We start from the raw sequence: 26,117 nt of genomic DNA, 5'->3' as shown, positions 1-26,117 counted from the left end.
TCGTAAAACCACGTTTCTGGTTCTTCCTTGCTCTATTTCCTCTTTGCCATGTCATCCACTTCCTCAAACGACGTCAGCACCCGTATGACCCGCAACGAAATCCGCGCCAGCACGTCGTTGGCATCGATTTTTGCCTTGCGCATGCTCGGCCTGTTCCTGATCCTGCCGGTGTTCTCGGTGCACGCCAAAGGCTTGCCGGGCGGCGAGAGTGCCACGCTGGTCGGCCTGGCGCTGGGGATTTACGGATTGACGCAGTCGTTCGGACAAATTCCATTCGGTATTGCATCGGATAAATACGGCCGCAAACGCGTGATTGTGATCGGCCTGATCCTGTTTGCACTGGGCTCTTTCATTGCCGCCGCTGCCGACGATATCGTCTGGGTCATCGTTGGCCGTGCAGTGCAGGGCGCCGGCGCGATCTCGGCCGCAGTCACCGCCTTTATTGCCGATTCAACCAGAGAAGAACACCGCACCAAGGCGATGGCCATGGTCGGCGCTTCCATCGGTGTGACCTTTGCCGGTTCGCTGGTGCTGTCGCCGCTGCTGTATCAAGCTATCGGCATGGGCGGCATATTCGCGCTGACCGGCATCTTGTCGGTGCTGGCGATTCTGGTGGTCTTGTATATCGTTCCAGCTGCTCCGGCCTTGCCGCCAGGACGCATATCGATACGCGAGGTGCTGACCAATAGCGAACTGATGCGTCTGAATTACGGTGTGTTTGCGCTGCATGTGACGCAAATGGCGATGTTTGTCGTGATGCCGTCGGCGCTGATCCGCTTCGGTCATCTGCCGCTAGGCGAACACTGGAAAATCTATTTGCCGGTAGTGCTGGCTTCTTTTATCCTGATGTTGCCGCCGATTTTCATTGCTGAGAGGCGCGGCAAATCGAAACAGGTTTTTGTCGCTGCCATTGCTTTATTATTAGCGGTTCAAGTCGGCATGTGGCTGGTGTTTACGCAAAGCCAGTTGCACTGGGCCTGGCTGGTAGTCTTGTTGCTGGCATTTTTTATCGCTTTTAATATTCTGGAAGCCAGTCAGCCTTCGCTGGTGTCGCGCATCGCGCCGCCATCGGCCAAGGGTACGGCGCTGGGTGTGTACAACACTTTGCAGGCGCTGGGCCTGTTTTGCGGTGGTGCCCTGGGTGGCTGGCTGACGCAGCATACAGGCGGTGCATCGGTATTCGTTTTGGGTGCCGTGTTGACAGTGGCCTGGCTTATAATTGCCGCCAACATGAAAAACTTACCACGTCGCGGCCAGATTCAGGCCGCGGTAGTTTAATCGGAGAAATATCTAATGGCATCAGTCAATAAAGTCATCATCGTCGGCAATCTTGGTCGCGATCCTGAAACCCGCTACATGCCTAACGGTGAAGCCGTTACCAACGTGGCTGTTGCCACAACGGAAAGCTGGAAAGACAAGACCAGCGGCGATAAAAAAGAAGTTACCGAATGGCATCGCATTACCTTTTATCGCAAGCTGGCTGAAATCGCCGGCCAATATCTGAAAAAAGGTTCGTCCGTGTACATCGAAGGTCGTTTGCAAACACGCAAATGGACGGACAAGGATGGCGTCGAGCGTTATACGACGGAAATCATCGCCGACACCATGCAAATGCTGGGCGGCCGTCCCGGCGCTGGTGGTGGTAGCTCAGCCATGGATGACGACTACGGCAGCAGCGCTCCGGCACCACGCCAAAGTTCCGGTGGCCAGTCGGCTCGCCCTGCCGCCAAGCCGGCAGTGTCGAACTTCAATGACATGGATGACGATATCCCGTTTTAATCGATATCTGGTTTGTAAAGTAAATAACCCCTGTTAGATTCATATCTGACAGGGGTTTTTCTTGTTTACTTGCTTGGCTTGTTGATCGGTAAGTTGCATTAAATCAGGCACTCCTCCGCACCAGAGTAACTGCCTAATAGAATCCACCAGACTTTCCATGTGACTGCAACCGGGAGGGCTGGTAATTAGCGCCCTTAAGCAGATTTGTTCGGATCTGCAAACAACTGCGTAGGCACGCTGAAAACACCGCGCCCGATCAGACCAATTTCTGCATCACGATCAAGAATGGCAAGGTTGACCATGGGTGAACAATCTCTGCTCAGGATATTTTTCAAATCCACCATTCCGCTCTGAACATTTAAGACCTGAGATCGATGCGCATACAGATCTATTGGTAAAAACTCTTGCCAGTCGTGTGCAAGTGTCGGTGAGAAAGCCAGTGCCTGCGCACCCAGCCCGCAGAAGTCGATGACGGCGCTGTCTCCTATCGCACCAAGCGCAGTGGTTTTTTCATGTCCCTTGAATCGTGTGCCTTGGGGTGGTGTTGCTGGAACGGTCTGCCAATCATTGGCATCACGCAGGCGATAGCCGAAAGCCTGGCCATTGCCCCCTGCAGCGACGATGTGCCCTGTTTGTTCCAGACGTAACGCACATGCGGCCATCAAAAGTGGCAGCACGAAGCCAGGGTTGGCAAGAATCACCTGGCGATCTATGGCATGCGACGTATCAAGTTGCGTTGCCAAGGCAGCATTGGCGCGTGCGGTCAGTGCATGGCATTCTTCGCCGCCTAGCAAGGCGTATTGAATCAGCGAGGATAAGGTAACAGGCTGGCGTTGCAGTACCGGTTTTAGTACGTGTATGCCAAATTGCGAAATTAATTGTAGATGTGCACCTGAACTGGCCCCTGGTTTGCCAAAGCGCAGGGCAGGTGCAGGGCCTTCAACCATGGGTGCATAGCGTGTTGTATTGCCGTTTTTGACGACGAACAGCGGCATCGAAGCAGATACAACTTGTGCCAGCGGCGTAACTACTCCGTGATCCTGGGCGGGCATTAATCGAATCTTCCCTTGATCAAGCAATTGTATTGCTGCGTCACGATTTTCTGCGAATCCTTCAAACAGTAATGACTCTATAGCGGCTTGTTTGATGGGAGCAGGGATCGTGCCTATCAACGGCGGCCCTGCATGTAGCAGTATGTCGTTGGCCAAATCAGGCAGTGCCTCGGAGCGCAACATCACATCCGTCCAGCGAATATCGTCGAAACGGCTGGCAATCAGTGCGATCTCATCATCGAAATTTCTGCTGTTCATGGCTATTCTCCGTAGTGTTCAATCCGTAATTTTGGCTTGCAGCTTGTGTGCTGCATGCAGAACGATTTCGTCGCAACCACGACCGCCGATGATGGACAAGCCAACCGGTGCGCCGTTGATCTGGATCCAGGGCATGCTGAGTTGCGGCAGACCCGCCAGCCCGGCGATACATAGCATGTGTTGTGAGCGCATGCGTATGTCATCGACTTGCGTACTGTCTGCGCTGAGCAGCGGAGCAGGGGTGGGTACTGTCGGGATCACGATTACCTTGTGCTGGTTATCGAGGATCTGGTTTAGTTCACGGATGGCGGCAATCCTGACTTCCTGGGCAGCGCGAACCTGCGTTGTCGTCACGTTGGCAGCGATGTTGAAGCGCTGACGAATATCAGCACCCAATTCATCCGCATGCTGTGTAACCCAAAGGCCATGTTCCATCCATGCTTCCGATGCTTGCAGAATGCGGAAAGCTGCAGCCCAGGCTGTCAGATCCAATGCTGTTGTTACGGAAAGAAAATCCGTTTGTTGGTTTTTCAGTGCACTAAAGGCATCTCCTACGGTGGGATCCAGCAAGCTGTTTATGCCATCGTCATTGAGTGTCAGGAATGTCGCTGGCATGCTGGTGGTTTCTGCATGGGCCAATGCGCAGAAAGTTTGCTCAAGATGTTCCAGCGTATTGGCAAACCAACCGACCGTATCGAAACTATGCGCAAGAGTGATGCAGCCATGCCCAGACAGACGCCCATGGGTAGGCCGCATGCCCCACACACCGCAATAGCTGGCCGGCAATCTGACGGAGCCACCGCAGTCTGTACCCAATGCGATATCCGCCAACCCTGCTGCTACTGCCGCTACCGAACCGGATGAAGAACCGCCCGGCAGGCGGTCCGGACTGGCAGGATTGAGCGGCACACCGTAATGCGCGTTAATACCGGCGAGGCTGTACGTGAGTTCGTCGGTCAGCGTTTTGCCGACGAATGTGGCACCGTCAGACAAAAGACGCTCTACTGCTGCTGCATGCTTGTTTGCCACGGGATTGCCGGACAACCAGACAGGATTGCCGGCGCCGGTACGCGTGCCGGCGATGTCGAATACATCCTTTACCGCAAAACGCACACCTTCCAGTTTTTTGCCAAACGGAAGGTGCGCTTGCAAGGAATGACCAAAAGCTTCGGCAAGAAAGGCGCCGCCGGTATCTGGTTGTAGCTGGCTGCTCAATGGGATGTTCATTTGCTCTCCATCCAGCTAACGTGCGCGGCAACTACATGCCAGCCGTCTGGGAATTTCACCCAGGTTTGCGTTTGCCGACCGATGCGTGATTCACCTGCCTTGGTAAAGGTAATGTTGGCGACAGCGCAATCGGTACCGAAGGTGGTGATGTGTCGGCTGGTGACCGTGCGTGCCAGATTGGCGGAGGGACGTTGCAAGCGAAATGCTTGAATCGCATCAAAGCCGACCAGGTTTTCGCCGGCACCATAACGCAGAGTGGCGGCATCGTTCCAGAACAACTCATCGAGCTTTATCATGTCATTGCCAACCAACGCCTTTTCGTAGGCGTCGAAGACCTGCTCAACTTCTTGCAGCGTAAGAGGTTGATTGATTTTCATCATGCAGCCTTGGCGACGGGAAGAATGGCGGCACTAGCATCGAAACGTTCACCATTGCGATAGCAGAATGCTGGATGCAGCATGCGATCGGTAATGACTTGCGTACCTTCGTTGTCATGCATTACCCAGCGTCCACGCAGATCATCAAGAACGCTGACGTCTGCAACGCTACCGACCTTGAGCGAGCCGATTTCGTCTTCCATGCGTGCCAGTTTTGCGGCATTGCTGGTGACCATGGCAACCACATGATTGAGTGGGATGCCGAGTGCCAGCATGCTGCTCATTGCGGAAACCAGGCTAAAGCGTTCGTTACCCTTGAAGATATGTACGCTTTCATCCGGGTGCCAGGATGGTGTGCCAGCTGGAGGTGGAACGCTCGTGTTGTATCCATGCATATCAGCACCCAATGTATCGGGCATGACACCGGCATCCAGCACGATGCGTGCAGTTTTGAAACTGAAGTGTGAGCCATGACCAACATCGATCTTCAGGCCGCGTGCAATTGCTTCCTTGACCATAGGATGGATGGAACCATTTAGTTCAACGAAGCCGCCTGGATTGCGACTGAATGGGTGCGCCAGGATGTCGCCTGGTTTGAGCATGTCGACTACTTGATTGAAGATATTGTCGGGATTGACTGGCGAGCCACCGTCTTCCGGCTTGGGCCAGAGCTGGCCGAAGTGGATGTAGACCGGCAGCTCCGCCTCACGTCCGATCTGTGCAGAGATACGCATGACATCAACGCCCCAGCGCGCAAAACCGCCTATCTCGGCGTGTGCTTTCAAACCACGCACAATATCGCTGTTCTTTTTGGCTGCGGTGACGGTAGCTTCCACGTCCAGGCAAGCCGGGCGATAGAGTTCAGGGTAGTAATGTCCTTCCAGACCGCCGACCAGATAGGCGGACATATATGACAGCACACGTGTCTTGGATTGTTCGACGACGTATTGGCGAAAGCCGGGCAGGGTGATGCAGCTGGCGCCTCCCTGGTCGACCATGGTGGTCACGCCAGAGTACACGCCGCACATATCTGCGTTGAGGCCAAAGCGGCCAGTGACACCTTGATAAATATGGCCGTGCGTATCGATCAGGCCGGGCAATACCAGTTTGCCTTGGCAGTCGACTACTGTTGTATTTGCATCCGGTGGTGCGATATCGCGGTCTACTGCAGCGATGAAGTCATTTTTGATCAGCACATCGAAGATGCCATCGCGATTGGCTGCAGGATCGATTACATGGCCGTTCTTGAGGAGAATATGATTCATGAGAAGCCCTTCTAAGTGAATTAAAATAATATGTGGTGCACCACATAATTTATATGAACTTTGAATCAATGTGGTGTTCTTTGTATTTTATTATAGTTTTGAAGAAATGTGGTGCACCACATTATTAATCTATTTTTATTGTTGGTTTGGTGGTCGATTCACATATACTGCAGGTTTTCGGCAGGCCAGAATCCATCCACTTTTTTATATCTTGACCATCCATGAACATGATTGAAGAAGCAGTCCATCCCGCTTTGATGAGTGAAATGGAGTCAGTGCAGGCACGCTCCTTGTTGTTTACACGCCCAGGATTTCTGATCCGCCGGTTGCATCAGATCCACAGCGCGCTCTTCATGGAAGAAACCGTCGAGTACAACATCACGCCAGTGCAATACAGTTTGTTAACGACTCTGGAAGAGTGCGGTGAATCGGACCAAAATTCACTCGCGCATTATATTGGACTTGAACGTACAAGTGTGGCGGAAGTGCTGCCACGACTGGAGCAGCGCGAACTGATTGTGCGGCGACTGTCCGAGCATGACAAACGTGTCAAGTACGTCAAGCTATCCCGCAAGGGGCGCGCACTGGCCAAAAAAATGCGTCCTGCCGTACAGAGGGCGCATGACCGCACGATTGAAAATCTCTCCCCGGAAGAACGCAAGTTGTTCATTCTTCTTATGGTGAGAGTCGTCGATTCAGAGGCTAGCGATCGCGTGCCTTTGCTCAAGGTACGATAACCGTTCCTCTCTTCTGAAATTCTCCCGCACCGTAGCGTGCATTTCCCGCCCGCGAGATCGGGGTAGCCCATAACGTTCATTGTGCCGATGTGCTCTGCGTTGTGACGTGTTCGTTGCTACCTTGGTGATACGAACGCAGGGTACGCATCAAGGTACTACGGTATTTTTTGACGCAACTTTGCGACACCTTTGTTAAAAAATTTCTATAACTTGATGCAAGTGTCGTAGTTTTGATGTAAAACAATAAATGTCTGTATTTTTTCAAGCATATTGTTTCATTTTGTTTTTTTTTGTTGATAATATGTGCTGTACCACATAATATTGAAATGAAATATTTTGATTTAAACGAATAATTTGCATGAATTTTGTCTGATATGTCTGTATGGTTGTTGTTGAGAGTGTTCGGCAAGTTTTATGCATGAAGTCATCACTTAACACGTGCATTATTAAAGTAGGGCGGACAGTATTCGGCATCGCGGTTTTGCACAGTACTTTGTCAGTAGTGCATGTTTAAATAAAATCGTAGTACGCGTAAAGGAGATGTAAAAATAACCTATGCTCGTAATGCAAAAAATGAATTACATATAACTATATAAATGTGGTATGCCACATATTATTTGAGACGCGGAAATAGAGAGTTAAATTTCTACTTCCGGCAATTTTTAGGAGGAATTCATGAATGATCTGGTGACGCCAGAGTTGCTCATGCAAGCCGGCACCGATCAAGGAATTGGTCGCGAGGTATTGCGCAAGGAAGACACGCGACTGTTGTTGGGTCAAGGTAAATATGTCGGCGATATGCGCATGCCGGATATGGTTGAAGTTGCTTTTGTTCGTTCGCCGGTTGCACATGCGCGTCTCGGCCAGATCGAGAAGCCGGAAGGCATGGAGCATCTGGTTTACACGATGGCAGATATGAAGGACGTCCGTCCTATCGTGGCAACATCCTCCCTCCCTGGTTTCAAGCACTCCGCTCAATACCCGCTCGCAAAAGACAAGGTGCGGCACGTCGGTGAACTGGTCGCTGTCTGTGTCGCCCCAGATCGTGCATGTGCCGAAGATGTCGCTGCAAGTGTGGTGGTCGATTATCAGGAATTACCTGTTTTGGCCGATATGTACGGCACCTTGGACAGCGATGCACGCGTGCATGATGACTGGAGTGAAAACGTTTTCGCTGAAACCAATGTCGATCGCCGTGTGAACGCGACTGAGGAAGATGTGCACAGCGTCAGCCGCAAGTTGCGCATGGCGCGTCAATGCATGGCGCCGATGGAAGGACGTGCGGTCCTGTGCTGGTGGGATACCCGCATGGATCAGCTGATTATGTATACAGCTGCGCAGGTGCCACATATCAATCGTACCGGTCTCGCGGAATGCCTGGGATTGGACGAAGGAAAAATACGTGTCATTTCGCCTGACGTTGGCGGTGGCTTCGGTTACAAGGGTATTTTGCTGCCGGAAGAAATTTGCTGCGCCTGGCTGGCGATGCATCTGAAGCGTCCGGTGCGTTGGCTGGAAGATAGACGCGAGCAGCTGAGTGCAAATGCGAACTGCCGCGAACACGGTTACGACATAGCAGTTGATGTGACGCGTGAGGGAAGACTGGCAGGCATACGTTGCGATGCCGTGGTCGATTCAGGCGCTTATTCCTCTTACCCATTTAGTGCCTGCCTGGAAGGAGCCCAGATCGGTTCCATCCTGCCGGGACCATATGTGATGGACAGCTTTGTTTGCCGTACACGCTCAGCTGCCACCAACAAACCACCTATCTTGCCGTATCGCGGCGTGGCACGTACCGGCGTCTGCTTTGCACTGGAAGTAGTGCTGGATATTGCCGCACGTGAACTGGGTATTGAGCCGTATGTATTGCGCGCCAAGAGTCTGGTGCCGGCATCTGCCATGCCGTACTGCAATATCACCAACAAGTTATTCGACTCTGGCGATTACACAACCTGCATGAACAAGGCAGTCGAAGCGATCGACTGGAACGGTTGGCGCGTCCGTCAAAAAGAACGTCATGCAGCGAATGGCAGTGACGCAAACCAGAAGCGTCTTGGCCTTGGCATGGCGGTGTTCTGTGAGCAAGGTGCGCATGGTACTTCCGTCTATCACGGCTGGGGTATTCCTATGGTGCCGGGTTACGAACAATGCACGGCCCGCTTTACACCGGATGGTGTGCTCGAACTGCGTATCGGTGTGCATTCGCACGGACAAGGTTTGGAAACGTCGATGGCACAGGTTGCGCATACGGTGCTTGGCATCGATATCGCAAAAGTGCGTGTGATTCACGGTGATACCGGGATGACGCCATATTCCACCGGCACCTGGGGCTCGCGTTGTGCGGTGATGGCAGGCGGTGCTGTCGGTACCGCTTGTGAGCAATTGGCCGAACGCATAAAAGTGATGGCCGGTGTTCTGCTCGAGACCGATGCCAGCTTGCTTAATCTGAAAAACGGCACAGTCGGCGTGCCAGACAGTATCAAACGTTTGTCACTGGCCGAAATTGCGCATACCTGGTATCGCGCACCGCAGAAATTACCGGTCGGATCAGTCGATCCAGGCGGGCTGGAAGTGGTGGCCGGTTACAAGATGATGCCGGACGCGGGTACCTTCAGTTATGCCTGCCATACCTGTCTGGTCGAAGTCGACACCGCAACCGGTCATGTCGCAATCCTTGAATACGTCATCTGTGAAGATGGTGGCGTCTTGCTGAATCCAATGATCGTCGATGGCCAGATGTATGGCGGACTGGCGCAGGGTATAGGCACCGCACTGTACGAAGAGATGCCATTCGACAGTGAAGGTCAACCACTGGCATCGACACTGCAGGATTATCTGCTGCCAGGTGCCGGCGAAATGCCGCCGACCAAATTGCTGCACATGGAAACCCCAAGTCCGAACAGCAAGTACGGACAAAAAGGAATCGGAGAAGGTGGTGCGATCGCACCACCGGCCGCGATCATCAACGGCATCAATGATGCATTGTATGGACTCGGTGCCGAGTTGACGCAATGTCCCGCCAATCCGCGTCGCGTGCTGGAAGCACTTGCGGCTGCCAAGAAGGAGGCGCACGCATGAAACCTTCCGCCTACAGTCTGACCCGTACTGATGATCTCGCACAAGCAACTGCGCTGCTGGTTGAAGGTGGCTGGGGTAGCAAAGTTGTTGCCGGTTGCCAGTCCTTGGGTGCGATGTTGAATTTGCGCCTGGCGCAACCAGACACGCTGCTTGATCTCGATGCATTTGAATCCTTGCGTGCAGTAAGCGATAGCGGCAATGCGATTCGCTACGGTGCGATGACGACACATGCTTCCATAGAAGACAAGCGTGATCCAGATCCAAGCCAGGGCCTGATGCCTTTTGTTGCACGCGGCATTGCCTATCGTGCGGTGCGCAATCGCGGCACGCTAGGCGGCAGTCTGTGTCATGCAGACCCTGCAGCCGACTGGATCAGCACCATGCCTTTGCTGGGAGCCACGTTACATGTGCTTGGTCCTTCCGGTCAGCGCGATATCGCTGCCCGCGATTTCATGACTTCTGCTTACGAAACCCAACTGGTGGACGGTGAAATATTGATTGCCGTCAGTGTGCCAAAACGCATGAGCGGCATGCAGTGGTCCTACCACAAGCTATGTCGCAAGACTGGCGAACTGGCGCACGCCATGGCATCGGGTATGCGTGATGCCAGCGACGGTACTGAGCGCGTGGTACTTGGCGCGCTGGATGGTGCACCGTATGTCGTCGAACGCCGGGGTCTGATGGCTGAGTTATTGCAAACAGAAGTGCGTGAGCAGATCGTGATGCAGGCTGCTCCCGATCTTGAACTTGATCGTCGCCAGAGCTTGATTGAGATGTTGAGACTGGTGGCATTGGATATGGGGAAAACACGATGAGTGCATTGCCGATTGAATTTCCAGCGGTGGAAACCACTGAGGTACAGCTGAACGTCAATGGTCACTGTTACCAATTAACACTGCAGCCGCGTACCCATCTCGCCGATGCCTTGCGTGATCACTGCGGACTGACAGCCACTCATGTTGGGTGTGAACAAGGTGTCTGTGGTGCTTGCACTATTGAAGTCGATGGCGCACCGCAACGCAGCTGTCTGCAATCGGCCAAGCGTTTGGAAGGCAAAAAAATCCGCACGCTGGAGGCCTTCGATAACGACCCGATCATGGCGCAACTGCGTGCTGCATTCTCTGCTGAACATGCGTTGCAATGCGGCTATTGCACACCTGGCATGTTGATGACGGCGCGTGACATCGTAACGCGCTTGCCTCAAGCCGATGAGGCGCGGGTAAGCGAAGAATTGGCGGGAAATTTGTGCCGCTGCACCGGTTACTTCGGTATTGTGCGCGCGATTTTGCGTGTATTGCGCGAACGCGCTCAATCAGTTTCATCTCAGGAGAACACTCATGCAGCTTGAACAATCGTTTCACATCGCAGCTCCGACGGATCTTGTCTGGAAAGCTTTTCACGATATTGAGTTGCTGGTGGATTGTTTGCCTGGCGCTTCGATTAACACTGCCGCGACGGCAAGTGAGGAAGGAGCAATTCCTCTGCTGTTCAAAGTAAAGCTGGGTCCTATCGCAGCCGGTTTTGCCGGACAGGGGCGACTGAATCTGGATGAGGCATCGAACAGTGGTGCCATTGTCGGTACCGCAGTCGATGCACGCAGCAATAGTCGCGTAAAAGGCGAGGCGCATTTTTCTGTTATCGCAGCGCCGGATGGCGGCACCAATGTGGAGGTCAAGGTTGATCACACCATTACCGGTTCGCTCGCACAGTTCAGCCGTGAAGGCATCGTGCGGGCACTTGCTGAACAGTTGACCAAGCAGTTTGCCGAGAACTTGCAGGCACGTTTGCCACAACCTGCTACAGCTGGCGATGTACATGGCAGCGGCGTTGCGGGTGCGGCTTCAAGTGCAGCATCCCGCCCCGCGCAAAAAGATACTTCCTCCATTGACCTCTGGACTTTGATCAAGGCCTTGCTGGCGGGATTATTTTCCAGTCGCAGAAATTAAATAATTATTAAAAACGTTGAATTAATCATCTACTTGTTTCGCAGATAAAGGATAACCATCATGATCTGGCGTACCTCAAAATCCCTGGCAGCTTGCATCGGCTTTACCATGTTTGCAGCGACCTCCGTTTATGCACAAGAAACCATCAAAATCGGCGTGACCGAACCTCTGACCGGGCCGGTCGCCGCTGCCGGTACCTATGTCACCCATGGTGCACGGATCGCTGCCGATTATATTAATCAGAACGGCGGTGTACTGGGCAAGAAGATTCAGCTCGTCATCGAAGACAACAAGTCCAATCCGCGTGAAGCAGTCAACTCGGTAGAGAAGCTGATTTTGAAGGATAAGGTTCCGGTCATGATGGGCGCCTGGAGCTCAACCTTTACGCTCGCGATCATGCCGAAGCTGGTCGAGTATGGAGTACCCCTGGTTGTAGAGGCGGCATCGTCCAGCAAAATCACAACAGCAGGTAATCCGTGGGTATTTCGCACCAGTCCGACTTCGGCAATGGAGGCGCAGGCATTTTCTAAAGTGGTAGATAGCTACAATCCGGCGATCAAGAAGGTGGATTTCCTGGTTGTGAACAATGACTGGGGCTTGGGTGCCTCGGTTGAGTTCAAGAAGATGCTGGAAGCCAAAGGCATTGCCGTAGGTCGTACCGAAACGATGACTCCTGACATGACCGACCTTTCAGCACAACTCGCGGCTTTGAAAGGTAGTGGTGCCGACACGATATTTGTTACCTCGGGTAGCGAACAGCTGACGCTGGCGATTCGCCAAGCCGGCGAACAACGACTGACACAACGCATCCTGACAACCGGCGGTGCGTTTCCAGAACAGTTGTTGAAAACACCCGGACCAAAAGGTTATGTCAGCCAACATATTGTGTTCTTTGCTCCATGGGCACCTGAGCGTGCGAAGCATCCTGCAGTGGCCAAGGCCTTTATGGATGGCTGGAAAACACGCGATTTGGAGCTCGCTGGTCAGATCGAAGGTTTTCGCGGTTTTGATGGAATCCTGACGATCGCCGAAGCGATCCGTATCGCGGGCAAGGCTGAACCTGCTGCCATCCGTGATGCGTTGTGGAAGGTGCAAGTCCAGGGAGCCAACGGTGATATTGCCTTCGCCAAGGTAGGTCCTGCCGGCAAGGAAAGCGGCCAGTCGACACCGAATATCTATGTCGTCGAATTAAAAGACGGCCAGGTAACGGTCAAGTAATGCATTGCGCCTGGAGTCGCGTGATGTGACTCCGCTCTCTCTCACCTAAACGTGGGTAGTGCGTGATCTTTCGTTGATCGCACTGCCTGCCGGAGGAATCTTGTGGACCAATTATTACAGCATATGCTTAACGCTCTCGTGCTGGGCTCGACGTACGCCCTGCTCGGGATCGGTCTGACGCTGATCTTCGGGATCATGCGGGTAGTTAATTTTGCGCACGGTGAATTGTATGCACTCGGTGCGTATGTCGCTTATGGCGTGGTTGCCATGTTTGGCATGAATTTTTTTGCATCATTGCTTGTGGCTGCCATTGTCGGCTTCTTGCTCGGTGCAGCGATCGAGTACTTTCTGCTGCGCCGTCGTGATCTGAAGGCAATGGATGAAGTCATGCTGATTATGATCGGTGTGATGCTCATCATGCAGAACATGGAACTGTTGATGTGGGGTGGGGTGGCCAAGTCGGTTGCCTCGCCATTCAGCCAGGAACCTATGGTTTGGGGTGCAGTTTCTGTTGCCCCGATACGTCTGTTCGTGCTCGCGGCAGCCGTGGCCTTGCTGATAATTTTCTATCTGTTGATCGAGCGCTCACGTCTTGGTTTGGCGATGCGTGCCACGTTCCAGGACAAGGATGCAGCCAAGATCGTCGGTGTGAATGTGTCACATATGTACACGCTGACCTTTGCGCTGGGTTCCTGTCTCGCTGCGGTGGCAGGCGCCTTGCTGGCTCCGGTATTCGTCGTGACCCCGACCATGGGCGATCTCGCGAGCCTGAAGGCATTTGCCATTGTTATTCTCGGTGGACTCGGCAATCTGCCGGGCGCAGCCTTGGGCGGCTTCGTCCTGGCCATCGTTGAAGAGTTTGGTGCCGGCTATATTTCCACCGCCTATCGCGACGCACTTGGCTTTCTTGTCATTATTGTGGTCATGATTTTCCGTCCACAAGGCTTGTTTACCATCAAGGAAAGGGTAAGTTAATCATGAATAAGAAAATTACTTTTCTTGTATCTGTGTTGGCACTGGCTCTGCTGCCAATGGTATGGCCTGATCCATACGTGTTATCGGTCGTCGCATCGGCTGGTGTCTTTATCATTGCCGCAATCAGTCTGAATCTGTTATTGGGTTTTACCGGGCAGCTGAGTCTTGGACATGTGGCTTTCTTTGGTCTGGGTGCGTACACGACCTCGCTCATGTCGCTGGGTTTTGATGTCACGCTGTGGGGCATGACTACGCCGCTGGTAGTCACTCCTAAACCAGTATGGCTGTCATTTATTTGTGGCATTGCGGTAGCAGCTGTTGCTGGATGGTTGCTCGGCAAGTTGGCGTTCCGAGTACGTGGCGCTTACTTCGTGATTGTCACGATCAGTTTTGCCCAAGTCACACGCATGGTCGCGCTGAACTGGGTTGATTTGACAGAAGGGCCGATGGCATTGAACAGCGTCCCGGCACTGACGATGTGGGTACCGGGCCAAGGTGTGATCGACCTGGTCAGCAAGGCGTCAACTTATTGGCTGGTACTGGGCATAGGCGTGCTGGCCTATCTGCTGGTGGCTGCCATCGTCCATAGCCGCGTGGGTCGCGCGATGATTGCCTTGCGCGAGAATGAAACGCTGGCGCGTTCGGTCGGCATACGCGTTACTCACTATCTTGGTATCGCTACCATTTTTGCGGCCGGTATTGCAGGTGCAGCAGGTGGATTGTATGCGCATACAGTCCGGATCATTGATCCCGATGTCTTCATGTTCATGTTCACCATCATGATGGTCATCATGGTCATCGTCGGTGGCAAGGGCACGCTTGCAGGGCCTGTGATTGGTGGCTTGTTATTTGGCCTGTTGCCGGAGGTGTTGCGTGGTGTGGTATCGCCTGAAATCCAATGGATAATCTACGGCGTACTGATGATAGCCGTACTGGTCTATATGCCTAAAGGCGTGGTGCCATCGGCCGGTAATCTGCTGCGTCGTTTTTCTTCAAAAGCGTTGAAAGAGCAGGCACCCGTTATACGGAGGAAAACAGCATGAGCAAAATGAACACCACTTCCGCGCTCGAACTTGTAGGCGTGACCATGCGTATTGCCGGCCTGACGGCGGTTGATAACGCCAGTTTTTCTGTGCCGGCTGGCAAGATTGTCAGTTTGATCGGCCCTAATGGTGCCGGTAAGACGACGACCTATAACGTTATTTCCGGCTATATGAAACCGACTTCAGGTCGGATCAAATTATTCGGTCATGACATTACCGGCATGGCGCCAGAACAGATCTCGCAGCTTGGCCTGGTGCGCAGCTTTCAGCGCACCAGCATCTTTGCGGCTTGCACCGTCGCGGAGAATATTCTCACTGCCTTGCATTTGAAAGGACAATGCGGCGTATTGCAAGCCTTGTTGCGGACGCAGGCGTTTCGCCGTGAAGAGGCCAGTTTGCAGTCGCAGGCGCATGACTTGATTGCCTTCCTGGGATTGAGCGCAAGAGCCAATACCCTGGCGTCCAATTTGTCCTACGGTGAGCAGCGGCTGCTGGGCGTAGGACTTGCCCTTGCAGCCAAGCCCAAGGTACTGCTGCTGGACGAGCCGGCTGCAGGTCTGAATCCTTCGGAGACGGAAGAATTCAAGGAAATGGTCAGACGCATAGGCCAGAGCGGTGTCACCGTGCTGCTGGTGGAGCATGACATGCACATGGTGATGTCGATTTCGGATCATATCGTGGTGTTGAACTATGGGCGTTTGATCGCTACTGGTTCACCATCGGAAATTCAGAATGACCCAGAAGTCATTCGTGCCTATCTTGGATCGGGGATTGAACATGCTGAAAATTGAAGAAATCACCGTACGCTACGGTGCCACTACCGGCATCAACAAGATCTCACTGGAAGTGCATGAAGGCGAGATTGTCACGCTGATTGGCGCCAATGGTGCCGGCAAGTCGACTACCTTGCGTGCCATCAACGGGCTTGAGCCGTTGGCACATGGCAGTATCCGCATGAATGGTCACCTCGTATCAGGTGCATCGCCGGCAGCAGTTCTCGACTGTGGTATTTCGCATTGTCCTGAAGGACGGCGTGTTTTCCCGCAACTGACCGTGCGCGAAAACATGGAGATGGGTGCGTATCGCCGCAAGGATAAAGTGAGGGTGCGCGACGACATGGAACGCATGTTTGACAAGTTTCCACGCTTGCGTGAACGCATACAGCAGGTTGCCGGAACGTTGTCCGGCGGCGAGCAGCAGATGCTGGCGATTGCGCGTTCCTTGATGTCACGCCCAAAGTTGGTGATGTTTGATGAACCATCGCTGGGATTGGCACCTAATATCGTCGAGCAGATATTTACTCTGATTAAGGAAGTCCGTAGCGAGGGAACGACGGTACTGATCGTGGAGCAGAATGCCTATGCCGCACTCGCTATGTGCGATCGTGGCTATCTGCTGGAAAACGGTCATATCGTGACACAGGGGACGTCTGCAGAGATGCGTGCCAACCCGGAAATTCGTCGCGCCTATCTGGGCGGATAAGGAAGTCTGATGGAAAACCTCGACCTGATCGTGCTGCGAACTTTGCGTGACTGGCGCTCGCAAGGAAAGAATGCCGTACTTGTGACAGTAACGAGAACCTGGGGCGCTTCGCCGCGACCCGTGGGTTCGCTGATGGCCTTGTGCGAAACTGGCAGTGTGGTCGGGTCGGTCTCCGGCGGTTGTATCGAAGATGACCTGATTGCGCGTTTTGCGACCGGGGAGACGTTTGTTACGGTGGATGGCGCCGCGCGCTGTCCGCAATGGGATTGTTATGGTTTATCCGCCGATGAGGCACATCGATTCGGACTGCCCTGTGGCGGGACACTGGAACTGCTGCTGGAGTTCAACCCGGATGCGACAGTGCTCGACCAACTGGTAAGGCAACTGGAGGGTGGTGCGCTGGTACAACGCAGTATTGCTCTTGCCAGTGGGCATGTCACCTTGACACCTGCAGAGCGTCCCTCTGCATTGGTCGTCACCAAACATGAAGTAAAGGCAGTCTTCGGGCCGGGCTATCGCATGTTGCTGATAGGTGGGGGGCAACTCACTGAATACCTCGCGACGATGGCTGTGTTCAGCGGTTTCGCAGTGACGGTTTGCGACCCGCGCGAAGAGTATAAGCGCGGCTGGACGGTGCCGAATGTGCAGTTCATCGATGGTATGCCGGACGATGCGGTGATTGCAATGAAGCTGGATCAACGTAGTTGCGTCATTGCCTTAACCCATGACCCCAAGCTCGATGATCTGGCGCTGATCGAAGCACTGACGAGTCCGGCATTTTATGTTGGTGCGATAGGCAGTCGACGCAACAATGCTGCACGCAGAATGCGACTTGCCGAGCATTTCGAACTAAGCGATGAATGTCTGGCAAGGTTGCACGGCCCTGTCGGGATTTACATCGGTAGCAAGACGCCATCCGAGATTGCCATCAGTATCATGGCAGAGGTCGTTGCGGCCAAGAACGGTGTGTGGCGCGCGGATCTTGATGTGGCAAGCAACAAGCAGATGCATGAGCTTGATATGTCTCTGGTCTCGGCCAATTACGTTTGACGGTGAACGTTTGGCATCTCAATGAAAGCAGCCATTCGTCATTGGATTTCTGACTTTCTGTAGAATTATCTGCTGTTTGAAAAGATAAATAGTTGGACTTTGTTAGGATTTAATCTTGACGGAGTTAGTGGCTATGGTGAATACAAAGCGTCGCATCTGCCGGCATCTCATTTCAGAAAACGTAAACAAATAGCGCCTAATTCTCATATTTGTCTACGTTTTAATCCAAAATTAAATAATCCCCGCGTGAAATGCCTCTAATGAAGGTTTTGTTTACATATTTTGGTAAGCACAACCATTCTGAAAGCTAGTAGTTTAATTCTGCAAACAAGACCCGCTAAGTTACTGATTTAGCGGGTTTTTTCTTGCGTGCTCGTTTTGCTGGTTTCCTGTGTTTCAGGAGTTGTGGCGAGCTAATGCTCTTGCACAGGCGCTTTGCGCCGTACCGTACATAGGCATGCAGCAGTCGTTTGGGGGCATGCACAACACATTTGACAATGAATAGTGCGCCTCTAAACAAGAATCAAAAATTTTTCCCTCATATGATTTGATCCAGACCACGATCAAGTGGTGCCTTAGAAGATTAGGAGACATATGTCAGATCATATTTGCAGCACTGGATGCAACCACTTTTCACATCTGAATGATGCGGATCTGCAGGGAGAATTTGCAGAAGCCCGTCACAGTTTGCGTGCCAGCATAGGAGGCAAGTCCACCGCCGGGGCAGCAGGGCAGGCAGGCGTTACGCAACGCCCTCTGCCTTCCAAAAAAGCCGGTGAAAACGTTAGCCATTACTACATCCCGGCCAACAATAAAACCATCCATTGGGGATATTTCAGCAAGATCATGGAGCCGCTGCTGAAGGTGGAATCCGGCGATTACGCGACGATAGAAACCGTGACGCATCACTCAAATGACGATATCGATCGCATGGTCAAGGGCGACGCCGGTGTCGAAAGTATCTTCCACTGGGATGCCAAGACCAAGGCAGTGGATCGCCGTGGTGTGGGACCGATGGATCATCCGGTGGGCTCTGGCGGCGGTATGGGTGTGCACGTTTGCACCGGCCCGATCTACATCAATGGCGCCGAACCGGGCGACGTGCTGGAAGTGCGCATCATCGATACGATGCAGCGGCCATCTGGCAATCCCGATTACCGAGGGAAAAGCTTTGGGGTCAATGCAGCTGCCAACTGGGGGTTTCAATACAATAACCTCATCACCGAACCAAAGACACGCGAAGTCATCACCATCTACGAGGTGGATGCAAGCGGTGACCAGACGTCGGCAAAGGCTGTCTACAATTACCGCTGGACGCCGCAAACCGACCCTTGGGGCAAGGTGCACCCCATCATCGATTACCCGGGCGTTCCCGTCGACAAGCGCACGATCACACCCAACTACGACATTCTGAAGGGATACGAAATTCCCGTACGCCCGCACTTCGGTCTGATCGGGCTGGCACCTTCCGAGGTGGATGCTGCCTCGTCGAATCCGCCCAGCTATACCGGCGGCAATTTCGACAACTGGCGCATGGGAAAAGGCGCGACCTGCTTCTTCCCGGTCGCGGTACCAGGTGCGATGTTCTCGGTAGGCGATCCGCATGCTTCGCAAGGCGATGCGGAACTCTGTGGTACCGCAATCGAGTGCTCTCTGACCGGCCTGTTCCAGTTCATCCTGCATAAAAAAGCGGATCTGCCGGGTACCAAGATTTATGAGCTTGACTATCCCTTGCTCGAAACGGCCAGCGAACTGATTGTCCATGGTTTCAGTTGCCCGAATTACCTCAAGGAATTTGCCAATAGCGCAGATCCGGTAGCGGAGGTGTGCAGCAAGGCTTCCCTCAATACGGCAATGACCGATGCCTTCAACAAGACGCGCCGATTCTTCATGAATACGCGCAATTTGTCCGAGGACGAAGCCATTTCGCTGATTTCTATTTCAGTGGACTTTGGCATTACGCAGGTGGTGGACGGTAACTGGGGCGTGCACGCCATCATCAAGAAAAACATCTTCCCTAAATAATCGACGTGATATCGCACCGGTGTGAATGCCGCCGGTGCGATGCCAATATCCAGAGGAAGAAATTTGCCGAAAGGCTTTTACAAGGAGGAGCAAAAATGAAACCGGAACACGTCTATGTAGGTAGAAATGAAATCGTGGCGCTGATCGTCGGCCTGATTACGGGTGGACTGTACACGTGGCTGAGCTTGCCGATTCCCGCGCCACCCGTTCTCGGCGGCATTATGGCCATCATCTTTACGTACGTCGGTTATCTGATCGTACAAGTGGTCCGCAAGGCTGTCGTATTTGGTCCGCCGAAAGAGTGATGCGTCTTTCGAAAAAAATCATTTCATATAACAGGAGACACTCATGATCGAAATTGGTTTTGGCTCAACTGAATTGCTGGCGTCTGGCGTCGGTCTTGTTACCGGCTTGCTCTATACGTCGGTGCGTGCACCGATTCCGGCGCCCAACGTGCTTGGCGGCATCTTCGCCATTGTGGGCACTTTTATCGGCTACCTTGCCGTTGCAGCGATGCGCGGCCAACTGGTTTTTGTGGGCTAGGTGCCTCCTTTGGCGGGTTCCCGCCATTTTTTATAAGCTAGGTTTTGCATACTGTGCAAAAAACCAGCCGATAGGGGCGTGTACTTCCGGAAAAAGGTTGGACGAAAACAGGGCTTGGAGGTCATGCGATCATGACGGTCTTGAAAACAGTCAACTGAAAATTCCGGAAGTCCCTTTCGTTTTCCATCAAAAATGTGTCACCTCGCATGATAAAGCTGGATTCTCCTGTTTCAGTTGCCCTAGTATTGGCAAAGGAGATTGATAACGAAAGGTCCAGGCATGCATGATGAGTCTCATACATTTTCCACCGATGCATTTCCAGTAGAGCTGCGTGAGGCGGCGTGGCAGAACGCACTAGCCAGCCTTGTATTGAAGTCGGAGCTTGCAAGCAAGAACAAGGCGTCCCTGATGGGCTATATCACTTTCGGCGTTTCTCAGCCGGGCTCGGTATTCAGTACGCTGAACGCATCTCCTCAAGCTTTTTCGGCGCGTGATCCTGCGATGCTCACGCGAACAGATTCCGTCATCGTATTTGTACTCTTTGAGGGCGTCGGACAAATCGACGTCGGAGCTGAAACTGCCGCAGTTTCAGCTGGAGATATCTATCTTCTGGATTCATCTCGCCAATGGAGATTGGAGCTGACTTCCGCATTTCGTGCCTCTGTTATCCGCTTGGAGAAGGCCAACTTTATATCCAGGCTCATGCATACGGGAAAAACGGACATTTGCAAGATATCTTCGGCATCAGGTGTCGGGAACATCGCGTTGGAGTTTGTAAATGCGATAACGTGTCAGCTCGCTTCGCTTGGCTCGGGAGATCTGGAGCAAATGGAAGACGCGCTTAGCACGATGCTGGTTGCGAGTCTGGCTCACAAAGAAGAAGAGGATGTGAGCCATTCGACTTCGATGCAGCTCAGTCATCTAAGACGCATCTGTAGAACGATTGAGGCCAGGCTGACCGATCCAGAGCTTTCCGCGGTTGACATCGCACGATCCGAGCAGTTATCCGCTCGCTATCTTCAAAAGCTGTTTGCATCTGCAGGCACAACCTTCGGCGAGTATGTAAAGAAGAGGCGGCTGGACAGATGTCGTATTGATTTGTCCAACCTGAGTCTGAAGCACTTAACAATTTCCGAGCTTTGCTTTCGATGGGGATTCAATGATGCCGCCAACTTCAGTCGCGCGTTTCATTCAGAGTTTGGCATCTCGCCCAAGGGATATAGATCGCAGCCAAAATCGGTAACGAAGAGATATGAGCTGCGTGGCCGGCCTGGTCCCTCTTCTACTGAACATGCAAAGAATGTCTTGTTGCAGAATGAAGAATTGCCATGGAATGCGCGCTTTGCCGAGGTCTTGGTGGAGGCGGCTCTTCTCGAATCCGCCATTGCACTGGTGCCAAATCAATCCTCTGATTCGCATAAAGCTGAGGATGCAGATGATGAGGAATATGCTGGCGCGCATTACTACATTCCGGCCAACTCGAAGACGGTTCATTGGGGCTACTTCAGCAGTCTTATCAAACCCATTCTTGCCGTCAATTCCGGCGACTATGTGACGATCGAGACGATCACTCAACATGCCTACGATGATTATGAAAGAATGATCCAGGGAGATGCCGGTGCTGAAAGCATATTCTTCTGGGATAAAGATAAAAAGGCGATTGATCGAAGAGGGGCGGGCCCTATCGATGCTTCAATATTCGGACGTGGTGCAGGAGAAGGGTTCGGGGTGCACATCTGCACCGGGCCTGTATATGTAAAAAATGCTGAGCCAGGGGATGTGCTGGAGATTCGCATTCTCGATGTGATGCCGAGGCCTGCAGCAAATCCGAAGTTTGCCGGTCAGTCGTTTGGCAGCAATGTTGCATCCTGGTGGGGGTTTCATTATCACGACCTGCTGACGGAGCCGAAGCCGCGAGAGGTAGTAACCATTTACGAAATCCTGGATGCCGACCATGGTAGTTGCGCCAAGGCAGTTTATAACTATCGCTGGACTCCTCAAACCGATCCATTTGGTGTCGTCCATGAAACCATCGATTATCCGGGCGTGCCGGTGGATCACGACAGCATCGTCAAGAACTTCGAAGTTCTAAAAAACGTTCGCATTCCTGTTCGTCCGCATTTCGGTGTTCTTGCGGTCGCGCCGGCACACGAAGATCCCATCGACTCTGTTCCGCCGAGTTACTTTGGCGGCAATCTTGATAATTGGCGCGCAACGAAAGGCGCCACTCTTTATCTGCCGGTGGCAGTAGAGGGGGCACTTTTCTCGGTGGGTGATTCTCATGCGTCGCAAGGGGACTCCGAACTGTGCGGCACAGCCATCGAGTGCTCACTAAGTGGAAAATTTCAGCTTGTCCTGCACAAGAAGAGGGATCTGGAAGGAGGCTTCTTCGCCGATCTGGATTATCCATTTCTCGAGACTGAAACAGAATGGGTGATACAAGGGTTCAGCTGCGCAAATCACCTTGTTCAATTAGGGCCGCATGCGCAGGCAGACGTATATAAAAAGGCTTCATTGGATTTGGCCATGCGGGATGCTTTTCGCAAGGCGCGTCGTTATCTGATGACGGCGCACAAGTTGACCGAGGATGAGGCAATTTCCGTGATTTCAGTCGGAGTGGATTTTGGTGTGACGCAAGTGGTGAATGGCAATTGGGGCGTACACGCAATCATTCGCAAGTCAATTTTCCCTGATATCTCATGATCGCGAGCATGATCAATTCGTTATCGGCTATCTCGGAGAAATGTGAGCAAGTGACAGCCGGCATTCTGAAAGCAGTAGGCAGGGCCGTATCTTTTCAACAGCCTCTTGGTATCGTTAGCTAGTATGCAATGGTTATTGAGGCAACTGAAATTTGATAAAAATACAAATTCAGTGCTGACGCTAAATGTCACTTTAGGTTTTTTGGCCGGTTATGTTGATGCGCTCGGATTTATGGCCTTGTTTGGCTTATTCACGGCGCACATCACTGGCAACCTTGTGCTTCTGGGGGCAGAACTGGCGACGCCGGGACACACTTTCCCTATTTTAAAAATATTGGTTTTTCCGGCTTTTATTGTTGGCGTCGCCCTCGCCAAAATTATCGCTTCCAGATGTCAGAAAAATGCGCGCAATGCACTCGTTTTTTTGTACGTGCTGGAAATGGTTCTTCTCATTGCGTTCATGCTTGCCGGAATGAGCGCCCATCCGCTCGACGAAGAAAATATATCCAGCCTCGCAATGCTCACAGGTATGGTTGCGGCCATGGCAATGGGAGTACACAGTGCTTGCGGACGAATATTGTTAACTGACCTTACCCCAACAGGAATGATGACCGGAAATGTGACCCAACTTATCATCGAACTCGTTGAGCTTATTGTCGAAGGCGGGGACAATCGCACACGTCGTAATTTCGCAAAGTATTTTTGGCCAATTATCGCTTTCGGCTTAGGGGCGCTACTTGCCGCATTTGCATACGCCCGCTTAGGATTTCAAGCATTGTTGCTGCCGATTGCGATGATACTCATTTTGGCATGTGTGGAAAAATGGGGTAAGGCGGGACCTTAGGTGATGCGCGATCATGCCTCCGCGTCGTGCATCAGATATACAGCGCTATCGGACGCATTTCGACCGGCTTTTTCAACGCCCGGCATATTGCGAGCATGGCTCGCAAGCTTCAAATGCCGATCTTCGACAATGACTTGTTCGTTGTAAGACAAGATCGCACAAGACTTCTCTCCTAGTATTGCCTAATCAAATCAGTGGCTGACATGTTGATTTGTTTAGAAGCGCGTCCAAGCGCATAGACATAACTATAGGAGGAGAGACAATGAAGGCAATCACACGGTTATCCTTAAAGAGGAAGTTGTCAAAAAAGTTGGCAGTGCATCATGTTGTTAGTAGCGTACTGGCTCTTGCTGTGTCGGCATTTTCAATCAATGCGCTTGCGCAGAGCTCGGTACAGTTTGTTGGAACGGTCGATGCTTTTGCTGGTTCTATCAAGAATAGCGGCGATGCCGGAAGCAAATCGGTTGTCAACAGCAGTGGCATGGAAACATCGTGGTGGGGGGTGAAGGGCACGGAAAACCTCGGCGGCGGCTTGCAGGCGCATTTCGCGCTGACCGGTTTCATCCGTCCTGATGTGGGCGCTGCGGGGCGTTTCAATGGGGACTCGATGTTCTCTAGGGATGCCAACGTGGGACTTTCCGGTTCATTTGGACGCGTGTCTCTGGGGCGTGATCTGGCGCCTAATTTTATTCCTACACTGAGCTTCAGTCCGTTCGGTGGTTCATTCGCGTTTTCCCCGCTCGAACTGCATACGCAAACGCCATCAGGCAGCTATCGTGGACAAGCCTGGTCGCCTACCGTGTCCGGAGATACGGGCTGGAGCAACGAGATCATGTACGTCTTGCCGAAACTAGGTGGATTTACCACCAGCCTGTTCCTGCAACTTGGCGAGCAGGCCGGGAATTCGGGCAAGAACAACTATGGCGCGAATACCATGTATGAGAGTGGGCCGCTTTCTTTCGGCGCTTACTTTCAGTCTGTAAAAGTCAACAATCCGCTCGATGCCGTTGTCAGCGGGGATTCGCAGGTTTTCACATTTACGCCTTACAACCAGATAACTGGAGCGACCTATACCCTGGCTGCGTCCAGGAATGACACCTGGTTTGTAGGCGGTGCCTATGACCTGCAATTCATGAAGCTCTTCGGGACATTGAATTATTCGACGAACCGCTTGATTGGGATTGCGAATGACAGCCAATACGATCTGAAATCGAATACGGTTCAACTGGGTACCAGCGTGCCTATAGGTAAAGGTTCTGTGCTGTTCTCCTGGGCGCGAACCAATGTGAAGGCAGATGGCGATTTCAGTGCCGTGTTGGGGGGCTCGGGTGGAAAATCGTCGATCATCCGCAATACAGCCTCGCTGGGCTATGACTACTTCCTCTCCAAGCGTACCGATGTTTATAGCGTCGTCAGTTACGACAAGCTGACAGATCAATCCACTGGCATCAGCTTGGGCGTGGGTATTCGTCAGCGCTTCTGACGCATTCATCAGGGCAGTTCAGCTGTTCTGTCCTGATGAGGCAATGTTTGGCCTCAGTATGTCTGCAGAAATCTGATGGGGGACATTATTGAAGTCTGATGCGATGTTGCCAACATTGTTTGATTGTCTGCGTTCGCCAAATGTCCATCTCTTAAAGAGGCGTGAGGTTAACCTTGTTTGCGATGTAAGCCATACATAACCGTTTTGACGATTCCCTTTTCAGATTCACAAGCAAAAAGCGGCGCCTCTTGATGAGACGCCGTTTTTTTCTTGTGAATTAGACACTGCCGGGCTTTGACTATATGTTGGCAAATATGACAATTTTTCGATGAATTGTTAAACATTGTTTAATTGCTGCGTGGAAATTAAAGTTTGGTGATGCGAGTGCCGTTATACATCCATGTAGTAATCGCCTTCATGTGGAATTAGCGGCAAATTTCCCCATCCCCCCTACCTATTGCGCATCGCCTTGCTTTTACAGGAGGTGCGTAAGCATTCTGGATAGCTCCCATGCAAGACAAGCAACAATCCTTAAACGGGAACGAAGTATTGGCTTTTACCCTGGGCCGGGAAGAGTACGGCATCGACATCCTGAAGGTGCAGGAAATTCGTGGTTACGACGCCGTGACCAAGATTGCCAATGCTCCTGAATTCATCAAGGGCGTGATCAATCTGCGCGGCGTGATCGTGCCCATCGTAGACATGCGCATCATGTTCAATCTGGGAGAGCCCAGCTACGATCAATTCACCGTTGTGATCATTCTCAATATCGGCACGCGCGTGGTCGGGATGGTAGTTGACAGTGTTTCTGATGTGATCACGCTCAGTGCAGAGCAAATCAAGCCAGCACCGGAAATGGGTTCGACGATGAAATCCGATTATCTGCTCGGTCTGGGCACGATAGAAGAGCGCATGCTGATTCTGGTCGACATCGATTTGTTGATGTCCTCGTCGGAGATGGGGCTGATCGAAAAAATCGCTGCCTAAGCTAATGGCAGCAACTTCTTGCTTCGATATATTGATATCGCAGAAT

24 protein-coding genes are annotated in these 26,117 nt (G+C 52.4%); 20 read left to right on the top strand and 4 right to left on the bottom strand.

All coding sequences use genetic code 11. From position 1 onward, the window contains the following. Nucleotides 1–84: 84 nt before the first annotated feature. Nucleotides 85–1,278 carry an MFS transporter gene (locus ACIQW9_RS10675; protein ID WP_402338001.1) on the top strand — a complete coding sequence of 398 codons (1,194 nt, stop codon included), beginning with the start codon at nucleotides 85–87 and terminating at the stop codon, nucleotides 1,276–1,278. A gap of 15 nt (nucleotides 1,279–1,293) precedes the next feature. After that, nucleotides 1,294–1,779 (top strand): single-stranded DNA-binding protein, encoded by a 486-nt coding sequence (ssb, locus tag ACIQW9_RS10670; RefSeq protein WP_402336457.1) that lies wholly within the window; start codon nucleotides 1,294–1,296, stop codon nucleotides 1,777–1,779. A 194-nt stretch (nucleotides 1,780–1,973) separates the two neighbouring features. On the opposite strand, the gene ACIQW9_RS10665 is transcribed toward ssb, so the two are convergent. From ACIQW9_RS10665 to ACIQW9_RS10650, 4 genes are read right to left on the bottom strand one after another with little or no spacing between them, the layout of a single operon-like run. Next, nucleotides 1,974–3,089: a DUF1116 domain-containing protein gene (locus ACIQW9_RS10665; protein ID WP_402336455.1), complete on the bottom strand. Its 1,116-nt coding sequence runs from the start codon at nucleotides 3,087–3,089 to the stop codon at nucleotides 1,974–1,976. Nucleotides 3,090–3,107: 18 nt separating this feature from the next. Continuing rightward, complete coding sequence (locus ACIQW9_RS10660) at nucleotides 3,108–4,316, bottom strand: amidase (RefSeq protein WP_402336452.1); 1,209 nt, start codon at nucleotides 4,314–4,316, stop codon at nucleotides 3,108–3,110. After that, nucleotides 4,313–4,693 carry an oxalurate catabolism protein HpxZ gene (gene hpxZ, locus ACIQW9_RS10655; RefSeq protein ID WP_402336449.1) on the bottom strand — a complete coding sequence of 127 codons (381 nt, stop codon included), beginning with the start codon at nucleotides 4,691–4,693 and terminating at the stop codon, nucleotides 4,313–4,315. The genes ACIQW9_RS10660 and hpxZ overlap by 4 nt, the downstream gene beginning before the upstream one ends. After that, complete coding sequence (locus ACIQW9_RS10650) at nucleotides 4,693–5,958, bottom strand: amidohydrolase/deacetylase family metallohydrolase (RefSeq protein ID WP_402336446.1); 1,266 nt, start codon at nucleotides 5,956–5,958, stop codon at nucleotides 4,693–4,695. The genes hpxZ and ACIQW9_RS10650 overlap by 1 nt, the downstream gene beginning before the upstream one ends. Nucleotides 5,959–6,179: 221 nt before the next feature. Between ACIQW9_RS10650 and ACIQW9_RS10645 the strand changes: the two genes are divergently transcribed. The 18 genes from ACIQW9_RS10645 (at nucleotide 6,180) to ACIQW9_RS10560 (ending at nucleotide 26,071) form a co-directional block, all read left to right on the top strand. Beyond that, on the top strand, nucleotides 6,180–6,695 hold the full coding sequence (locus tag ACIQW9_RS10645; RefSeq protein WP_402336443.1) for a MarR family winged helix-turn-helix transcriptional regulator: 516 nt from the start codon (nucleotides 6,180–6,182) through the stop codon (nucleotides 6,693–6,695). 675 nt (nucleotides 6,696–7,370) lie between these two features. Beyond that, nucleotides 7,371–9,773 carry a xanthine dehydrogenase family protein molybdopterin-binding subunit gene (locus ACIQW9_RS10640; RefSeq protein ID WP_402336440.1) on the top strand — a complete coding sequence of 801 codons (2,403 nt, stop codon included), beginning with the start codon at nucleotides 7,371–7,373 and terminating at the stop codon, nucleotides 9,771–9,773. Continuing rightward, nucleotides 9,770–10,588 (top strand): FAD binding domain-containing protein, encoded by an 819-nt coding sequence (locus ACIQW9_RS10635; protein WP_402336437.1) that lies wholly within the window; start codon nucleotides 9,770–9,772, stop codon nucleotides 10,586–10,588. Before ACIQW9_RS10640 ends, ACIQW9_RS10635 begins: the two co-directional genes overlap by 4 nt. Then, nucleotides 10,585–11,121, top strand: a complete 537-nt coding sequence (locus ACIQW9_RS10630; protein WP_402336434.1) for a (2Fe-2S)-binding protein — start codon at nucleotides 10,585–10,587, stop codon at nucleotides 11,119–11,121. Before ACIQW9_RS10635 ends, ACIQW9_RS10630 begins: the two co-directional genes overlap by 4 nt. Continuing rightward, nucleotides 11,111–11,719: an SRPBCC family protein gene (locus ACIQW9_RS10625; protein ID WP_402336431.1), complete on the top strand. Its 609-nt coding sequence runs from the start codon at nucleotides 11,111–11,113 to the stop codon at nucleotides 11,717–11,719. The genes ACIQW9_RS10630 and ACIQW9_RS10625 overlap by 11 nt, the downstream gene beginning before the upstream one ends. Nucleotides 11,720–11,779: 60 nt before the next feature. Then, nucleotides 11,780–12,937, top strand: a complete 1,158-nt coding sequence (locus ACIQW9_RS10620; protein WP_402336428.1) for an ABC transporter substrate-binding protein — start codon at nucleotides 11,780–11,782, stop codon at nucleotides 12,935–12,937. 123 nt (nucleotides 12,938–13,060) lie between these two features. After that, complete coding sequence (locus ACIQW9_RS10615) at nucleotides 13,061–13,912, top strand: branched-chain amino acid ABC transporter permease (RefSeq protein WP_402336425.1); 852 nt, start codon at nucleotides 13,061–13,063, stop codon at nucleotides 13,910–13,912. A 2-nt stretch (nucleotides 13,913–13,914) separates the two neighbouring features. Further along, nucleotides 13,915–14,955: a branched-chain amino acid ABC transporter permease gene (locus ACIQW9_RS10610; RefSeq protein ID WP_402336423.1), complete on the top strand. Its 1,041-nt coding sequence runs from the start codon at nucleotides 13,915–13,917 to the stop codon at nucleotides 14,953–14,955. Next, on the top strand, nucleotides 14,952–15,746 hold the full coding sequence (locus ACIQW9_RS10605; RefSeq protein WP_402336420.1) for an ABC transporter ATP-binding protein: 795 nt from the start codon (nucleotides 14,952–14,954) through the stop codon (nucleotides 15,744–15,746). Before ACIQW9_RS10610 ends, ACIQW9_RS10605 begins: the two co-directional genes overlap by 4 nt. Next, a complete protein-coding gene (locus ACIQW9_RS10600) occupies nucleotides 15,733–16,437 on the top strand; it encodes an ABC transporter ATP-binding protein (RefSeq protein ID WP_402336417.1) in 705 nt (234 codons plus the stop codon). The genes ACIQW9_RS10605 and ACIQW9_RS10600 overlap by 14 nt, the downstream gene beginning before the upstream one ends. Before the next feature lie 9 nt (nucleotides 16,438–16,446). Then, nucleotides 16,447–17,487, top strand: coding sequence for an XdhC family protein (locus ACIQW9_RS10595; RefSeq protein ID WP_402336414.1), 1,041 nt, complete (start codon nucleotides 16,447–16,449; stop codon nucleotides 17,485–17,487). 594 nt (nucleotides 17,488–18,081) lie between these two features. Further along, the gene (locus ACIQW9_RS10590; RefSeq protein ID WP_402336411.1) at nucleotides 18,082–19,512 is read left to right on the top strand and encodes an acetamidase/formamidase family protein; all 1,431 of its coding nucleotides are present in this window, start codon (nucleotides 18,082–18,084) and stop codon (nucleotides 19,510–19,512) included. Between the two features lie 95 nt (nucleotides 19,513–19,607). Next, on the top strand, nucleotides 19,608–19,817 hold the full coding sequence (locus ACIQW9_RS10585; RefSeq protein WP_011872458.1) for a XapX domain-containing protein: 210 nt from the start codon (nucleotides 19,608–19,610) through the stop codon (nucleotides 19,815–19,817). Nucleotides 19,818–19,860: 43 nt separating this feature from the next. Continuing rightward, nucleotides 19,861–20,055 (top strand): DUF1427 family protein, encoded by a 195-nt coding sequence (locus ACIQW9_RS10580; protein ID WP_011872457.1) that lies wholly within the window; start codon nucleotides 19,861–19,863, stop codon nucleotides 20,053–20,055. Between the two features lie 279 nt (nucleotides 20,056–20,334). Further along, on the top strand, nucleotides 20,335–22,758 hold the full coding sequence (locus ACIQW9_RS10575) for an acetamidase/formamidase family protein (protein WP_402336406.1): 2,424 nt from the start codon (nucleotides 20,335–20,337) through the stop codon (nucleotides 22,756–22,758). A 123-nt stretch (nucleotides 22,759–22,881) separates the two neighbouring features. Beyond that, complete coding sequence (locus ACIQW9_RS10570; protein ID WP_402336404.1) at nucleotides 22,882–23,601, top strand: YoaK family protein; 720 nt, start codon at nucleotides 22,882–22,884, stop codon at nucleotides 23,599–23,601. A 262-nt stretch (nucleotides 23,602–23,863) separates the two neighbouring features. Then, the gene (locus tag ACIQW9_RS10565) at nucleotides 23,864–25,084 is read left to right on the top strand and encodes a porin (RefSeq protein ID WP_402336401.1); all 1,221 of its coding nucleotides are present in this window, start codon (nucleotides 23,864–23,866) and stop codon (nucleotides 25,082–25,084) included. 510 nt (nucleotides 25,085–25,594) lie between these two features. Further along, nucleotides 25,595–26,071 carry a chemotaxis protein CheW gene (locus tag ACIQW9_RS10560; protein ID WP_402336398.1) on the top strand — a complete coding sequence of 159 codons (477 nt, stop codon included), beginning with the start codon at nucleotides 25,595–25,597 and terminating at the stop codon, nucleotides 26,069–26,071. The last annotated feature ends 46 nt before the right edge of the window (nucleotides 26,072–26,117 follow it).

Source organism: Herminiimonas sp. NPDC097707 (assembly GCF_044761395.1).
Classification (GTDB): Bacteria; Pseudomonadota; Gammaproteobacteria; order Burkholderiales; family Burkholderiaceae_D; genus Oxalicibacterium.
This window is presented reverse-complemented; position numbering and strand designations above follow the sequence as displayed.

Excerpts from the sequence above, each read along its gene's own strand:
- ACIQW9_RS10675 (WP_402338001.1), top strand. The coding sequence starts at position 85 with ATGACCCGCAACGAAATCCGCGCCAGCACGTCGTTGGCATCGATTTTT.
- ssb (WP_402336457.1), top strand. The coding sequence starts at position 1,294 with ATGGCATCAGTCAATAAAGTCATCATCGTCGGCAATCTTGGTCGCGAT.
- ACIQW9_RS10665 (WP_402336455.1), bottom strand. The coding sequence starts at position 3,089 with ATGAACAGCAGAAATTTCGATGATGAGATCGCACTGATTGCCAGCCGT.
- ACIQW9_RS10660 (WP_402336452.1), bottom strand. The coding sequence starts at position 4,316 with ATGAACATCCCATTGAGCAGCCAGCTACAACCAGATACCGGCGGCGCC.
- hpxZ (WP_402336449.1), bottom strand. The coding sequence starts at position 4,693 with ATGAAAATCAATCAACCTCTTACGCTGCAAGAAGTTGAGCAGGTCTTC.
- ACIQW9_RS10650 (WP_402336446.1), bottom strand. The coding sequence starts at position 5,958 with ATGAATCATATTCTCCTCAAGAACGGCCATGTAATCGATCCTGCAGCC.
- ACIQW9_RS10645 (WP_402336443.1), top strand. The coding sequence starts at position 6,180 with ATGAACATGATTGAAGAAGCAGTCCATCCCGCTTTGATGAGTGAAATG.
- ACIQW9_RS10640 (WP_402336440.1), top strand. The coding sequence starts at position 7,371 with ATGAATGATCTGGTGACGCCAGAGTTGCTCATGCAAGCCGGCACCGAT.
- ACIQW9_RS10635 (WP_402336437.1), top strand. The coding sequence starts at position 9,770 with ATGAAACCTTCCGCCTACAGTCTGACCCGTACTGATGATCTCGCACAA.
- ACIQW9_RS10630 (WP_402336434.1), top strand. The coding sequence starts at position 10,585 with ATGAGTGCATTGCCGATTGAATTTCCAGCGGTGGAAACCACTGAGGTA.
- ACIQW9_RS10625 (WP_402336431.1), top strand. The coding sequence starts at position 11,111 with ATGCAGCTTGAACAATCGTTTCACATCGCAGCTCCGACGGATCTTGTC.
- ACIQW9_RS10620 (WP_402336428.1), top strand. The coding sequence starts at position 11,780 with ATGATCTGGCGTACCTCAAAATCCCTGGCAGCTTGCATCGGCTTTACC.
- ACIQW9_RS10615 (WP_402336425.1), top strand. The coding sequence starts at position 13,061 with ATGCTTAACGCTCTCGTGCTGGGCTCGACGTACGCCCTGCTCGGGATC.
- ACIQW9_RS10610 (WP_402336423.1), top strand. The coding sequence starts at position 13,915 with ATGAATAAGAAAATTACTTTTCTTGTATCTGTGTTGGCACTGGCTCTG.
- ACIQW9_RS10605 (WP_402336420.1), top strand. The coding sequence starts at position 14,952 with ATGAGCAAAATGAACACCACTTCCGCGCTCGAACTTGTAGGCGTGACC.
- ACIQW9_RS10600 (WP_402336417.1), top strand. The coding sequence starts at position 15,733 with ATGCTGAAAATTGAAGAAATCACCGTACGCTACGGTGCCACTACCGGC.
- ACIQW9_RS10595 (WP_402336414.1), top strand. The coding sequence starts at position 16,447 with ATGGAAAACCTCGACCTGATCGTGCTGCGAACTTTGCGTGACTGGCGC.
- ACIQW9_RS10590 (WP_402336411.1), top strand. The coding sequence starts at position 18,082 with ATGTCAGATCATATTTGCAGCACTGGATGCAACCACTTTTCACATCTG.
- ACIQW9_RS10585 (WP_011872458.1), top strand. The coding sequence starts at position 19,608 with ATGAAACCGGAACACGTCTATGTAGGTAGAAATGAAATCGTGGCGCTG.
- ACIQW9_RS10580 (WP_011872457.1), top strand. The coding sequence starts at position 19,861 with ATGATCGAAATTGGTTTTGGCTCAACTGAATTGCTGGCGTCTGGCGTC.
- ACIQW9_RS10575 (WP_402336406.1), top strand. The coding sequence starts at position 20,335 with ATGCATGATGAGTCTCATACATTTTCCACCGATGCATTTCCAGTAGAG.
- ACIQW9_RS10570 (WP_402336404.1), top strand. The coding sequence starts at position 22,882 with ATGCAATGGTTATTGAGGCAACTGAAATTTGATAAAAATACAAATTCA.
- ACIQW9_RS10565 (WP_402336401.1), top strand. The coding sequence starts at position 23,864 with ATGAAGGCAATCACACGGTTATCCTTAAAGAGGAAGTTGTCAAAAAAG.
- ACIQW9_RS10560 (WP_402336398.1), top strand. The coding sequence starts at position 25,595 with ATGCAAGACAAGCAACAATCCTTAAACGGGAACGAAGTATTGGCTTTT.